We start from the raw sequence: 14,186 nt of genomic DNA, 5'->3' as shown, positions 1-14,186 counted from the left end.
AAGGGAGGAAATTTTATGCAACTGATTCGTGCACCCACTCTACTTTGTTTCAACCAATTAAAACAAAGACTAAATTCAAAATCAAAGGAGAAATACACATGTCAAAAAAATTAATGATCCAAAAAGGAACCAGTATCTCACTCAACGATTCAGAAACTGTCAATCTAGCCAGTCTACGTTTCGATCTCAAACAATTCAAACTCCCGCAACGTTTTGTTGTAGCCAAAAGTGATATTCAAATGCGGATGGAACGTGAACAGAACCATGTGGGCGAACGTGTAGAAACCGGGCTAATGACCCTCACCTTCAAAGTCTATGATCGGGCTTTTGTCGAACTGGTTCTGAATAACGGCGGAACAGAACTCGGCTCCCCGATTACCATTGTGGTCGAGCATCAAGAAGAATTACCCATTTTAGATAACTATGAAGACGGCGAGTTGATTCCCATTCGTTTTAATGGTTTAAATGTCTATCCCCGAAAAATTCAGAAAAAGTCATTTGTGGGAGAAGGTCAACCAATGATTGACACCTGGCAATTTGCAGCATTGAAAATCAGTGCCACCTCCTATCAACTAGGAGAAGTGAATGAACCAAACACACCGGCAAAGTAACGAATGTCTGATCGATTTTCTGCGTTTTTCATTACCGGATGCTTCGATGGAAAAAGTTGCGGACTTACTGGGAATTGCCCTTTCTGACTTTACTTCAGAAAAGAAAGGGAGTCCTTTTCCCACTTACGATTCTCACTATTCCTTTGCAGATATTATCATTCACCAAAGTGACCACCACAACAATCTCTTAGTAAACTTATCGGGTCAAGGGTGTCGCCAATACGAAGAATATATGTCTAGTGTGGAGGGTTGGCATTGGCAGAAATTCTTAGCCACCATTTTAAAAGCCAAAGGAACCATTACTCGTGCCGACTTGGCAATGGATTTATTTGACGGCTCCTCTCCTCCTGTATCTACTTTGCAAAAATACGTGAGGAACGGCCAACTCAGCTCTCAAAGCCGCCACTTTCGGGAAGTAAACAGTGGGCAACTACAGGAAGGCATTCTGACTGGTCATACGCTTTACATTGGCGCTCAGCCACAACTACTGCGGATTTATGACAAAAAGCAAGAAATACGCGATAAAACGGGAGAAATTGCCCAAGTCAACGAGTGGGTTCGCTGGGAATTGGAGTTAACCGATCAAAAAGCTCGGCAAGCCGTAGAAAAGCTTGCGAAAGGAATACCACTCAATACGGTAATTCGTGGCATTTTAGCTTCCCACTACAGCTTCAAGACCAAACCCAAAGGCCCCGTCAACTATCACAACAAAGCTCGTTGGCCGAACATGAAATGGTGGGATAAATTTGTGGGGGGTATTCCCAAAATCCCCTTACGTGTAGTTCGTGAAAAGCCAACCTTTTCCAAGAAGAAAGCATGGTTAGAAAATGCCACTTCGAAATCGCTCGCCATGATTTATGAAGCTTTTCTACAAGCCTATGGCCCAGAACAAGCAGAAGTTTATTTGAGAGAATTACTAGCCAAAGGAAAAGAAAAATTCACGGAAACAGATCAGACCTTTATCGAACAAAAAATACTGGAATTGGAGAATGAAGATTCTTACTAGAGAAAGGAGGTTACCTATGCACGAAGTTCAATTTTTACTGAACGATGAGCAGATGAAACAGCTAGGAAATAGTGTTTACACACTTCTTCTAAACAATGTGAATCAAGTACGACAAGATACTGCGATCGACAAACGCTATTTAACCAAGAAAGAAACCTGCCAATATCTCCATATTGCGAACAACACTTTGGATAAATGGGTCGAACAAGGACTGCCAAAAATCACGATTCAAGGTGTTGTGCGTTTTGATCGGCAAGCTATAGACGAATGGCTCCATTGCTATACTCGCTAGAAGCGGTTTATAATCAGAACGTAGTCATTCCTACGTTCTGGTTTGCGTATAAGAAAGTAGGAAGGAACATGGCAATTACTAAACTGAAAAACAACCACTACAAATTGGAGGTGTTTTACCCCAAGGAGGTGCGACAAATTCTAGGTGTCACTACCGAACGCTACCGCAAAACATTTAGGACGAAAAAAGAAGCGGAACAAGCTGAAAAAGACCTGTCTCAAAAAATTCAACGTGTGCTTAATGAAAAGAGTGCTCGTTCATTTGAATTAAACGGGCATATCAAATTCAAAGAGTTTTATGAAACAGTTTGGTTGGATATGTATATCGCTGGTTCTACTGGACGATCTAGGCAAATACCAACTGCCACAACCATTAGCAATACGAAAGATGTCTTCCGTCTTCATATTCTACCGATGTTTGGTGAATATTCCATCAAGTTCTTAAACGACAATAAAGACTTTGTGCTTCGTGCTTTGATGAAAAAGTCCCAAATTTATGCCAATATCAAAATCATCAAAAGTTACGTCAACCAGATTTTTGATATTGCGGAGCTATTAGAGTATATCGAATACAATCGGATTGAAAAAGTGATTCGGTATGTGGGTGATCCTAAGAAACAGCAACTAAAGGCGGAACGTCAGCTAAACGGTGAAGCACTGACAGCCGAAGAATTGATTGATTGGCTAGACGCAGCGAATGAGGATTACAGCAATGGTTCTCTAATCATGCAAGACTATGTTCTCTTGATGCTAACGTTGAACCTAGGGGACCGCAAGAGCGAATCCTATGCCCTTCAGTGGAAGCATATTGATTTTGAAAATGGTTATGTCAGTTTGATTCAAAGTAAGGATAAGTTTGGCAATTTAAAATCCACAAAAGGGCGCAAAGCCACGAAGTTCAAGATTCCGACATTCCTTATTAAACTATTGAAAGAATGGAAGCAAAAACAAAAGGAAGAACTGCTACAGTTGGGCATTAAACAGACGAAAGAACAATTTCTTTTCACTTATGCCAATCGAAGTGGCGAAGTAAATATTCCGGTTCATGTGGATTACTTAAATTATCGGCTAAAATCCATTCGCCGAAGACATGAGGAACTGGTTCAGACAAACCCTCACAAACTACGCCATACCTTTAGTACGTTAGCTCGTGAAGGCGGTGCAACAATGGCGCAAATTTCTCAAGCCTTAACCCATTCGGATATCAAAACGACAGAAATATACGTTAATACCCCAAATGTTGTCGATCTTTCCACTTATGAAAAATTCGAGAAACGCCTAGATGAAGCTCGAAAAGCAAAATAAATAACTATTTAAAATAACAATCAAACAAACTAAAAAGAACGATTATATAGTGTCCGACCTAGGTCTTAAAAACAGCCAATTCAAAATCTCGTACATTTTTTCGTACCTAAGCGTACAAAAAAAGACACTTCCCCAAAATCGGAAAGTGCCAGAAACGTTGATATATAAAGGATATTAACGCTTAGAGAACTGTGAAGCTTTACGTGCTTTCTTAAGACCTGGTTTCTTACGTTCGACCATACGAGCGTCACGGGTCAACAGACCAGCGCGTTTCAGAGCCAAACGGAAGTCAGGGTCTACTTCCAGCAATGCGCGGGCGATACCATGACGGATCGCGCCTGATTGTCCAGCGTAGCCACCACCGTTTACGTTTACGAATACGTCGTAAGCGCCTTTGGTTTCGGTAACGCCAAATGGTTGGTTGATAACTTCACGCAAGTCAGCGTGTGGGATGTATTCTTCAACAGCTTTGTTGTTAACAGTGATTTTACCAGTACCCGGTACCAAACGTACGCGAGCTACTGCATTTTTACGACGGCCTGTGCCGGTATATTGTGCTTGTGCCAATGAAATTCCCTCCTATTAGATTAAGTTTGTGATGTCCAAAACTTCTGGTTTTTGAGCAGCATGTGGATGTTCAGCGCCACCGTAAACGTGCAGCTTCATGCCTTGAGCACGGCCCAAAGTGTTTTTAGGAAGCATGCCTTTTACAGAAGTTTCGATCAGACGACGAGAATTTTTAGCACGCAATTCGCCAGCAGAGATTTGTTTCAATCCGCCAGGGAAGTTTGAGTGACGGTAGTAGATCTTGTCACTTGCTTTGTTACCAGTCAATTTTACTTTGTCCGCATTGATTACGATCACAAAGTCGCCAGTATCCACATGAGGGGTGAATGTTGGTTTGTTTTTACCGCGCAATACAGATGCTACAACTGCAGACAAACGACCCATAGGGACATCTGTCGCGTCAACGACATACCATTTACGTTCTACTTCGCCAGCTTTGGCCATATATGTTGTACGCAAGATTTTTTCCTCCAATTTCGATTTCGAATGTTTACAATCACGTGAGTTTCCGGGGCTCTTTGTGGGGTAAACAATACCATTTAACATAATACCTTCTGCGCCAGTCAAAGTCAACGAAAATCTCTAAGTTTTCCCTAGCTTTCGGAAAATCTTTCACGATTTCTTTTAAATCGAACTCCACGGCTAAAAACCATCGTAAACCAATGGAAAACTTGTCAGATCAAGTTCGGTCAGTGGTGAATATTACCACCAATTTTTGGAGTCTAAAAGCCATTTTCACAATCTCACCCAGATTCCGGGCTTGGTGTTTACTACTGTCTTCTGGAACAGGTTAGCTGCAGGTGGTTTGGATTTTGGCGTTAAGGTAAACCACGCATTTGATTGTTTTGACCACAGGCCGTCTTCTAAAAATTTGTTTCTATTATATAGTTTTTACTCGTTTTACTGCCCTTCCTTTTTCATTTTGCATGCCGCTGTTTCCAGCGAGAAACAATTTTCGAGTGTTCACTCTTTCTTAAGAAGTGCACGGATAATTTTACCTGATTATACAAAAAACTATGAATAACCGCTCGTCTTTGTATATTTTCTGCCTTTCTTCAACTTTTTATGTATATTTATTTACTTTTCCCTTGCAACCTGTATGAATATTTGTTACGATGGCATCAGTTAATCGACAAACGACTTAAAGCGAGGGTGTATAACTATGAAAGAGAAAGTAGTATTGGCTTATTCCGGAGGTTTGGATACTTCCGTTGCTATCAAATGGTTGGTAGATGAAGGATATGATGTCGTGGCTTGTTGCTTGGATATCGGAGAAGGCCGCGATATGCAGTTCATTAAAGACAAAGCGTTGCAGGTCGGCGCAATTGAGTCTTATGCTTTGGATTGCAAAGATGAGTTTGCCAACGAGTATGCGTTGATTGCTTTACAAGGGCATACTTTCTATGAACAATCCTACCCATTGGTTTCGGCTCTTTCTCGCCCGCTGATCGCTAAAAAACTGGTGGAAGTGGCTCACGCAGCCGGCGCAACGACTGTGGCCCATGGCTGTACCGGCAAGGGCAATGACCAAGTACGCTTCGAAGTTGCGATTGCTTCTCTGGACCCGCATTTGAAAGTCATCGCTCCAGTTCGAGAGTGGAAATGGTCCCGGGAAGAAGAAATTGCCTATGCCGCTGAAAAAGGTGTGCCGATCCCGGCGAATCTGGATAATCCTTATTCTATCGACCAAAATGTCTGGGGCCGGGCCTGCGAATGTGGGATTTTGGAAGACCCTTGGGCTGCGCCTCCTAAAGAAGCATATGCCATTACAGCGGAGTTGGAAGATACTCCGGATACCGCGGATATCGTGGAAATCACTTTTGATAAGGGTGTGCCTGTGGCTTTGAATGGCGAAGCGCTGTCCTTCTATGAGATTATTGACGAGTTGAATGTCGTCGCTGGCAAGCACGGTATCGGCCGGATCGACCATGTGGAAAACCGGTTGGTGGGGATTAAATCCCGAGAAGTCTACGAATGTCCTGGAGCCATTACTTTGATGAAGGCCCACAAAGAGTTGGAAGATCTGACTTTCGTGACTGAATTGGCTCACTTCAAGCCGACGATTGAAAATCAGTTGAGCGATGTCATCTACAATGCCTTGTGGTTCAATCCATTGACAGATGCCCTGATCGCTTTCTTGAAAGAGACCCAAAAATACGTGAACGGCGTTGTTCGGGTGAAACTTTTCAAAGGTAACGCCATTGTAGAAGGACGGAAATCAGAAAACAGCCTCTACAATGAAAACTTGGCCACCTATACTTCTGCGGATACCTTTGACCAACATGCGGCAGTCGGCTTTATCAAGCTTTTCGGTCTGCCAACTAAGGTCCATGCCGAAGTCCAAAGCAAGGTCAACGAAAAGAACCTCGTCAAATAAACAGGGATTTTTCCTGATGCTGCGTACAGTGAGCCGCAGGTGAGGATTAAATAATCACATTTCCTGATGACGCGTACAGCGAGCCGTGCTTGGGGAGATCATAAGAAAAGGCATAAGCGGGTCTTGCTTGCTTATGCCTTTTCTGTCTATTAGTACTGGATTTGGTATACTTGAAGTAATACGACAAGCGGGAGCTGTTCTCAAATTGCAGCCCGTGACAATTCTATTTAGAGGTGAAGCGATTATGGCAAAATTATGGGGCGGCCGTTTTGACGGCAAAAATGAAGCGTGGATTGATGCATTTGGAGCCTCTATCCCCTTCGATCAAAAGATGGCACAACAGGACATTTTCGGCAGTCTAGCCCATGTAAAAATGCTGGCTCACACCGGAATCATTCCACAAGCTGATGCCGATCAGATCATCGCCGGGCTGGAGGCAATCAAAACCAAACTAGATGCCGGTGAACTGACTTTTACCATTGAAAACGAAGATATCCACATGAATATTGAGACGTATTTGCACGAAGAAATCGGAGCTGTCGCCGGCAAGCTGCATACGGCCCGCAGCCGCAACGATCAAGTAGCAACAGATATGCATCTGTATTTGAAGGATACCTTGCATCAGGTAATCGACAAAATCCAGACTTTCCGCAGTGTGCTGGTGGCAAAAGCCGAAGAAAATATCCATACCGTGATGCCAGGTTATACCCATCTGCAACACGCACAACCCATCAGCTTCGGGCAACATTTGCTGGCTTATTACAGCATGCTGACCAGAGATCAAGAACGCTTCACAGAGAGTCTCAAACGCACTGACCTTTCACCGCTGGGGGCAGCTGCTTTAGCCGGAACTACTTTTCCCATTGATCGAGAGTTTTCCGCACAGGAATTAGGCTTTGCCGGCGTTTATGCCAACAGCATGGACGCGGTCAGTGATCGGGATTTTATTTTGGAATTTCTCAGCAACGGATCAATCTTGATGATGCATCTTTCACGCTTTTGTGAAGAGCTGATCCTCTGGTGCAGCCATGAGTTTCAATTCGTTGCGCTCACCGATACCTTCTCTACCGGCAGTTCAATCATGCCTCAAAAGAAAAACCCTGACATGGCCGAACTGATTCGCGGCAAAACCGGGCGTGTCTATGGAAATCTATTCGGCCTTTTGACGGTGATGAAAGGCCTGCCGCTAGCTTATAACAAGGATTTCCAAGAAGACAAAGAAGGCATGTTTGACACTGCCGAAACCCTGCTCACCAGCCTAGAAATCATGGCGGGGATGATCCATACCATGACAGTACACAAAGAACACATGCTGGAGTCCACTGAAAAAGACTTCTCCAATGCGACTGAGCTGGCTGATTATCTGGCGAGTAAAGGTATCCCTTTCCGAGAAGCTCATGAAATCGTCGGCAAGCTGGTGATTGACGGCATCCACAAAGGGCGCTACCTCCAAGATATTCCCCTGGACGAATACCAAGCTATCACGCCAGTTATCGAAGCGGATGTCTACGAGAAACTGGATTCTTTCAACGCTGTCAAAAACCGCCATTCTCTCGGTGGTACTGGATTTGATCAGGTGGCACACCAGATTCAGCTCGCTAAAGCACAGCTGGCAGCAGAATAATGAGCTGACTTTACCGACACTTGTTAACCAGCAATTCGAGTGCTGCTCCTTTTAGCGACACCCGCAGTACCTCATCATTACCTGGAAAAAAGCTCAAGGTAGTCCAGCTCTTTAATTTATGGCAAACGAAAATACCCGCAGAACCGCTGCTAAAAGCGGTCCTACGGGTATTTGTTTTTGCTTATTTGTCGATTTCTGGTGCTTTACCAAGGTGTGCTTGGACCATCCAGATACGTTTTTCAGTTGCTGTTTTGAATTCGATGAACATGTCTTGCGTTGGATCATCGCCTTCTTCGCCACTTACTTCGATCCCTTTTTGATACAAGTCAGCCAAGTAACGGTAGCCTTCTACCAAAGTTGCCAAGCGTTCTTCCATTGAGCGATCCCAGCTGCCGATTTCGTCTTTGATCTTAGTATTTTCAGCCATTTCTTTCAACGTTGAAAATGGTGAACCGTCCAATGTGATCAAGCGTTCGGATACTTCGTCTAATTGGTCGTTGATATCATCCATATAGGTGTCCATCAATGGATGCAGAGTCAAGAAACCAGGGCCACGCATATACCAGTGGGTTTGGTGGATGACCATTGCCATTTGGCTCAAGTCGGCTACTAATTGGTTCAGTACTTCTTTGGTCTTTTCGTATTTCATTTCAAGTCCTCCTACATCGGTTTTTTGTCGGTAAGCTGTGGGTCTTGCCCCACCTCACCGGCTTCCATTACCTATGTTAGTATGAATGTGATAAAAAGTACAATAATCTGCACCACACTGACAATTTGTAAGAGAAAGGCGTTCTCCTGCAATAAAAATAACGGATCACAAGAGTTTCCTACTTGTGATCCGCCACCGCTTCGCTTACTTCTGCAATTGTTTTTCCAGCTCTTTGGTCAGCTCTGCTTGTGCCGCCTGCCAATTTGTCGATAAGGTGTCCGCATCCTTGACTCCTGCCACAAAAGCCAAGTAAAGCCCCTCTAATTGGGCCTGCTGTCCGCCGACAATGACCCACTGGCCTTTTTCCGGCTTCATCTCCAACATGACATTTACCGCTTCTGCTTTGACCGGCGGAGCTTCCAGCACATGCTTTAACTGTTTGACAGTTTCTGTTTGCAACTTGGCTTCGTCTTTGGCCAACGCGGTGTTTTTCAGCATTTCAGCCGTCACTAATTGCGTCGTTTGCTTCATGATGGTCACCAAATCTAAGCCGTGGACTTGATAGGTCACGTTGCGGATACTATCGCCGTCTTCTGCCTCACCGACTTTGATCTGATAATCCGTGGCGCTTTTTACCTTATCCATTAACAAAGCGGTAATCTCATTAGCCGTCTCTTCACTGACATCCCCATCTGCCGCCACTAGACCGGTAGCAAACGTGTCACGAAAAGCTGTCGTATTTTTTTCAAAGCCTTTTTTTAGATCTGCTCCATTTTGGAAATTGTCTTCAAAATCAGTATCTTCTTTTTGATAGACGAGCTGCTCTACAAATAAGTCGGCAGCCTCCTCCACTGGAATAGCTTTCGGGGCACAGCCCGCCAACAGCAAAAGACCGAATATGATTGGTAAAATCATTTTTTTCATCTTGTTCTCCTTTAACTTCACACACTAGCAGCATCTTTTGGCAAAAGAGGCATTGCCTTTCCCTTGTTCCATTATCAGAAAAAATCCGGCAATTGTCTACTTTTGCAATCAAATTGCGTAATTTTTTAAGAAAGGGGTGATGAGATATGACCATAAACGTACTTTTGTTCCTATTGGGGACCTGCCTGGGTTCCTTTTTTTGCGTAGTCGCTCAGCGTTGGCCACAAGACAAATCAATCCTGACACCGGCTTCTCACTGTACCAGCTGCGGAGAATTTTTAAAATGGCGGGATCTGATTCCATTGGTTTCGGCTTTGCGACTGCGCTTTCGCTGTCGTTATTGTCACAAACATTTTTCTTACAGCAGTTTTGCTGCAGAATTTTTGTGCGGCACCTTGTTCCTATTGTCTTTTCCACTGACTTTCACAGGGGCAGCGTCGCTAAACTTTTTTTGGCTGACAGCTGCGTTTTTGTTGGCATTGGCGGATTGTTTCTACCTGATTTTAGAGCCGAAAATTTTTTATCCCAGCCTGGTGATTCTTTGGGGCGGGAAACTGGGGCTGGGCCAGTTGTTTCACTGGGAGACACTGTTGTATTGCGGTGGGATTTTACTGTTTCTGACGCTTTTTCTCAGAGGACGCTTTGGTATCGGAGACGTTTTATTGCTGCTTTCTTGGAGTCCTTGGCTAGAGCTGCGGCAATTTTGCCTACTACTAATCCTTGCTAGTGGCACCGGCTTAGTTGCATACGGCTTTTTTCAACTGGCAACAGTCACTACACAGCCACTAGCAAAAAAAGAACTGCCCTTCATCCCCTTTTTAGCAGTTGGCTTGTGGCTCGTTTTACAGTTCAACTGGTGAGCCCATCCTAACCCCAGCTTCCCTGAACCACCAACTTCTGATGACAGCTAGTTGCTGTGAATGCCGTCTTACTTCCATTCAAAAAAAGGCCTGTCTTCCAACAAGTGTCGGAAAACAGGCCTTTTTAGTTGTTCTCAAAATCAGTTTTGTTCGTTCAATGCATCTTCTGCCGCCATTTGGGCTTCGATGTCGGAAATGCTGTAAACATTTTCGCTGGCTACAGTCACTTCTTTTGGCTCCATGTTGCGATAATGAGCCATACCGGTACCAGCAGGAATAATCTTCCCGATGATAACATTTTCCTTCAGACCCAACAGTGGATCTTTCTTGCCGCGGATTGCTGCATCGGTCAAGACACGAGTTGTTTCCTGGAAGGAAGCAGCTGACAAGAAGGAATTGGTTTCCAATGAGGCTTTAGTGATCCCCAAAAGAACCGGACGAGACGTTGCAGGTACACCGCCGGAAACCAGCGTAGTGTAGTTACGGTCTTTAAAGTCTGCGATATCCATCAATGTTCCTGGCAGAATATCAGAATCCCCTGGATCCATGACGCGGACTTTACGCAGCATTTGACGAACCATTACTTCGATATGCTTGTCACCGATTTCTACCCCTTGCATCCGGTAGACCCGTTGAACTTCCCGCAGCAAGTAGTTTTCAACGGACAAGACGTCGCGAACTTGCAGCAGTTGTTTCGGATCGATTGAACCTTCTGTCAATGGCGCACCCCGGTGAATATAGTCCCCTTCTGCCACTTTCATGCGGGCAGTAAATGGTACGGTATACGTCCGGGTATCGGTGGTTCCTTTGATAGTTACTTCTTTAGAACGAGTTGCAGCATCTTCGGAGATATCGATGACTTCACCGGTAACTTCTGTAATGACTGCTTGCCCTTTCGGATTACGAGCTTCGAAAATTTCTTGGACACGAGGCAAACCTTGAGTGATATCATCACCGGCAACCCCCCCGGTATGGAAGGTACGCATGGTCAACTGAGTCCCTGGTTCACCGATAGATTGGGCAGCGATTGTACCGACTGCTTCACCAACTTCGACTTCTGAACCAGTTGCCAAGTTACGGCCATAACAATGTTTACATACACCGTGTTTGGTATTACATGTGAAGACGGAACGAATTGAAACAGTTTCAATTCCAGCGTCCACGATTTGTTTTGCCAAATCTTCGGTAATCAATTGATCTTTACCCATGATTGCTTCGCCAGATTGCGGATTGATCACAGATTTGTGTGTGTAACGACCCACCAAACGTTCTTCCAACGATTCGATGATTTCGTTTCCTTCACGAATAGCTGCGATTTCCAAACCACGATCCGTACCACAATCTTCTTCACGGATGATGACATCTTGGGCCACGTCTACCAGACGACGAGTCAGATAACCTGAATCGGCAGTCTTCAAGGCGGTATCGGTCATCCCTTTACGAGCCCCGTGAGTAGAGATAAACATTTCCAAGACAGTCAAACCTTCGCGGAAGTTAGAGATGATTGGCAATTCCATGATTCGGCCATTTGGCGCGGCCATCAACCCACGCATCCCTGCCAACTGAGTAAAGTTGGAGATATTACCACGGGCTCCGGAATCGGACATCATGAAGATTGGGTTTTTAGCATCTAAGGATTCCATCAGTTTTTGTTGGATTTCGTCTTTGGCAGCGTTCCAGACACCGATAACTCGTTCGTACCGTTCGTCGTCAGTAATCAACCCGCGACGGAACTGTTTAGTAATGTTGGCCACTTGCCCATGGGCTGTATCGATAATGTCATGTTTTTCAGCCAAAACCATGATATCGGCGATCCCCACAGTGATACCCGCCATTGTTGAATGGCTGTAACCCAAGTCTTTCATACGGTCCAACATGTGAGAAGTTTCAGTGACTTTGAAACGTTTGAAGACTTCAGAAATAATATTTCCGAGATTTTTCTTCTTGAATGGTCCAACTAATTCCTGTTCTTTGATAAAGGCAGGAATATCTGTTCCGGCTTCCACAAAGTATTTGTCAGGTGTTTGAACAGTCAAGTTAAAGTCAGTCGGTTCGTTCAAGTAAGGGAACTCAGATGGCATGATGGAGTTGAAGATCACCTTACCTACTGTGGTTACCATCAATTTAGAACGTTGTTCGTCAGTGAATGGTTTGTCCCCTAATTTCTTAGGATCGACAGCGATTCGTGAATGCAGATGGACATAGCCATTGCGCCATGCGGTTACTGCTTCGTCCATGTCACGGAAAAGCATGCCTTCCCCTTCACGACCATCTTCTTCCATCGTCAGGTAATAGTTACCCAAGACCATATCTTGAGATGGTGTAACGACTGGTTTGCCATCTTTCGGGTTCAAGATGTTTTGAGCAGCCAGCATCAGCATCCGTGCTTCCGCTTGTGCTTCTTCATTCAATGGTACGTGAACCGCCATTTGGTCACCGTCAAAGTCGGCGTTGTAAGCTTCACAAACCAATGGGTGCAAACGGATTGCCCGGCCTTCTACCAAAACAGGTTCGAAAGCTTGGATACCCAGGCGGTGCAAAGTCGGTGCCCGGTTCAACAGAACAGGGTGTTCTTTGATGACATCTTCCAAAACATCCCAAACTTCATCTTCCATACGTTCGATTTTGCGTTTGGCATTTTTGATATTTGATGCAATCTCGCGTTGAACCAATTCTTTCATTACGAAAGGTTTGAACAATTCAATGGCCATTTCTTTTGGCAGACCACATTGGTACATCTTCAAGAAAGGACCAACGACGATAACGGAACGACCGGAATAGTCAACACGTTTACCCAGCAAGTTTTGACGGAAACGACCTTGTTTCCCTTTCAACATGTGAGACAAAGATTTCAACGGACGGTTACCAGGACCAGTTACCGGACGGCCACGACGACCATTGTCAATCAACGCATCCACGGCTTCTTGCAGCATCCGTTTTTCGTTTTGGACGATAATGTTTGGTGCGTTCAAGTCCAACAAGCGTTTCAACCGGTTGTTACGGTTGATGACACGACGGTAAAGGTCGTTCAAGTCAGATGTCGCAAAACGCCCACCTTCCAATTGGACCATTGGCCGCAAGTCTGGAGGAATGACAGGAATAACATCCATGACCATCCAGCCAGGTTTATTGCCAGATTTACGGAAAGCTTCCAAAATATCCAAACGACGAATCGCGCGGGTCCGTTTTTGGCCGGACGCAGTTTTCAATTCTTCTTTCAGTTCAGCAACTTCTGCATCCAAGTCGACAGAATCCAACAATTGCTTGATGGCTTCGGCACCCATGGCTGCATTGAAGCCTTGACCGTACTGTTCACGTTTTTCACGGTATTCCCGTTCTGTAAGCAGTTGTTTTTTCTCCAAGCTCGTATCGCCCGGTTCAATGACCACGTAAGAAGCAAAGTAGATCACTTCTTCCAAGGCCCGTGGGCTCATATCCAAAACCAGACCCATCCGAGACGGGATACCTTTGAAGTACCAGATATGAGAAACCGGTGCTGCCAATTCGATATGGCCCATCCGTTCACGACGAACTTTGGCACGGGTTACTTCTACACCGCAACGGTCGCAGACGATGCCTTTGTAACGGATCCGTTTGTACTTCCCACAAGCACATTCCCAGTCTTTGGTAGGGCCGAAAATACGCTCGTCAAACAAACCTTCCCGTTCAGGTTTCAACGTACGATAGTTGATGGTCTCGGGTTTTTTGACTTCCCCGTATGACCAGCTTCTGATTTTTTCGGGAGAAGCCAGACCTATTTGCATACTTTCGAATTTATTTACATCGATCAAAAGGGGTTCCCTCCATTTCATTTCATGGCCGCAAGACCCGTATCTACAAACAGTGCCCCTTTGCCGCTATTTTCCTAAGAAAACAACGGCCCGTCACTGTGTAAAGAGAGCGGATCAATGATGAGACGCGGAAAGCTTCCGGTACTGTCGCATCTTTCCTATCTGAAAAAGACGAGCAGTA

The 14,186-nt window shown here is 44.8% G+C and carries 12 protein-coding genes; 7 read left to right on the top strand and 5 right to left on the bottom strand.

Annotation, left to right across the window (positions count from 1 at the left end; translation table 11 throughout):
- Positions 1-98 precede the first annotated feature (98 nt).
- The 4 genes from ACOMA8_RS12945 (at position 99) to ACOMA8_RS12930 (ending at position 3,213) form a co-directional block, all read left to right on the top strand.
- Positions 99-611 carry a hypothetical protein gene (locus tag ACOMA8_RS12945; protein ID WP_137598938.1) on the top strand — a complete coding sequence of 171 codons (513 nt, stop codon included), beginning with the start codon at positions 99-101 and terminating at the stop codon, positions 609-611.
- Positions 586-1,617 carry a replication initiation factor domain-containing protein gene (locus ACOMA8_RS12940; RefSeq protein ID WP_173104008.1) on the top strand — a complete coding sequence of 344 codons (1,032 nt, stop codon included), beginning with the start codon at positions 586-588 and terminating at the stop codon, positions 1,615-1,617. The genes ACOMA8_RS12945 and ACOMA8_RS12940 overlap by 26 nt, the downstream gene beginning before the upstream one ends.
- A 16-nt stretch (positions 1,618-1,633) precedes the next feature.
- Positions 1,634-1,909 carry a helix-turn-helix domain-containing protein gene (locus tag ACOMA8_RS12935; protein WP_048603186.1) on the top strand — a complete coding sequence of 92 codons (276 nt, stop codon included), beginning with the start codon at positions 1,634-1,636 and terminating at the stop codon, positions 1,907-1,909.
- 68 nt (positions 1,910-1,977) lie between these two features.
- On the top strand, positions 1,978-3,213 hold the full coding sequence (locus tag ACOMA8_RS12930; protein ID WP_137598940.1) for a tyrosine-type recombinase/integrase: 1,236 nt from the start codon (positions 1,978-1,980) through the stop codon (positions 3,211-3,213).
- Positions 3,214-3,387: 174 nt separating this feature from the next.
- Here ACOMA8_RS12930 and rpsI read toward each other — a convergent pair whose 3' ends face one another.
- Both rpsI and rplM read right to left on the bottom strand, forming a co-directional pair.
- Positions 3,388-3,780: a 30S ribosomal protein S9 gene (gene rpsI / locus ACOMA8_RS12925; RefSeq protein WP_161898705.1), complete on the bottom strand. Its 393-nt coding sequence runs from the start codon at positions 3,778-3,780 to the stop codon at positions 3,388-3,390.
- Positions 3,781-3,795: 15 nt separating this feature from the next.
- A complete protein-coding gene (rplM, locus tag ACOMA8_RS12920) occupies positions 3,796-4,242 on the bottom strand; it encodes a 50S ribosomal protein L13 (protein WP_337248032.1) in 447 nt (148 codons plus the stop codon).
- A gap of 700 nt (positions 4,243-4,942) precedes the next feature.
- On the opposite strand from rplM, the gene ACOMA8_RS12915 reads away from it, so the two are divergent.
- Entirely contained in the window at positions 4,943-6,157 is a 1,215-nt protein-coding gene (locus ACOMA8_RS12915) for an argininosuccinate synthase (protein WP_161898707.1), read from the top strand.
- A gap of 244 nt (positions 6,158-6,401) precedes the next feature.
- On the top strand, positions 6,402-7,781 hold the full coding sequence (argH, locus tag ACOMA8_RS12910) for an argininosuccinate lyase (RefSeq protein ID WP_421371267.1): 1,380 nt from the start codon (positions 6,402-6,404) through the stop codon (positions 7,779-7,781).
- A gap of 181 nt (positions 7,782-7,962) precedes the next feature.
- On the opposite strand, the gene ACOMA8_RS12905 is transcribed toward argH, so the two are convergent.
- Both ACOMA8_RS12905 and ACOMA8_RS12900 read right to left on the bottom strand, forming a co-directional pair.
- The gene (locus tag ACOMA8_RS12905) at positions 7,963-8,430 is read right to left on the bottom strand and encodes a Dps family protein (RefSeq protein WP_161898709.1); all 468 of its coding nucleotides are present in this window, start codon (positions 8,428-8,430) and stop codon (positions 7,963-7,965) included.
- 204 nt (positions 8,431-8,634) lie between these two features.
- Positions 8,635-9,354, bottom strand: coding sequence for a DUF5105 domain-containing protein (locus ACOMA8_RS12900; protein WP_421371265.1), 720 nt, complete (start codon positions 9,352-9,354; stop codon positions 8,635-8,637).
- A 146-nt stretch (positions 9,355-9,500) separates the two neighbouring features.
- Here ACOMA8_RS12900 and ACOMA8_RS12895 point away from each other — a divergent pair, with 146 nt between their 5' ends.
- Positions 9,501-10,214, top strand: coding sequence for a prepilin peptidase (locus tag ACOMA8_RS12895; RefSeq protein WP_421371263.1), 714 nt, complete (start codon positions 9,501-9,503; stop codon positions 10,212-10,214).
- Positions 10,215-10,354: 140 nt separating this feature from the next.
- On the opposite strand, the gene rpoC is transcribed toward ACOMA8_RS12895, so the two are convergent.
- Positions 10,355-14,005 (bottom strand): DNA-directed RNA polymerase subunit beta', encoded by a 3,651-nt coding sequence (gene rpoC / locus ACOMA8_RS12890; protein ID WP_161898712.1) that lies wholly within the window; start codon positions 14,003-14,005, stop codon positions 10,355-10,357.
- Between the last annotated feature and the right edge of the window lie 181 nt (positions 14,006-14,186).

The organism is Enterococcus infantis, assembly GCF_049166715.1.
GTDB lineage: Bacteria > Bacillota > Bacilli > Lactobacillales > Enterococcaceae > Enterococcus_C > Enterococcus_C leclercqii.
This window is presented reverse-complemented; position numbering and strand designations above follow the sequence as displayed.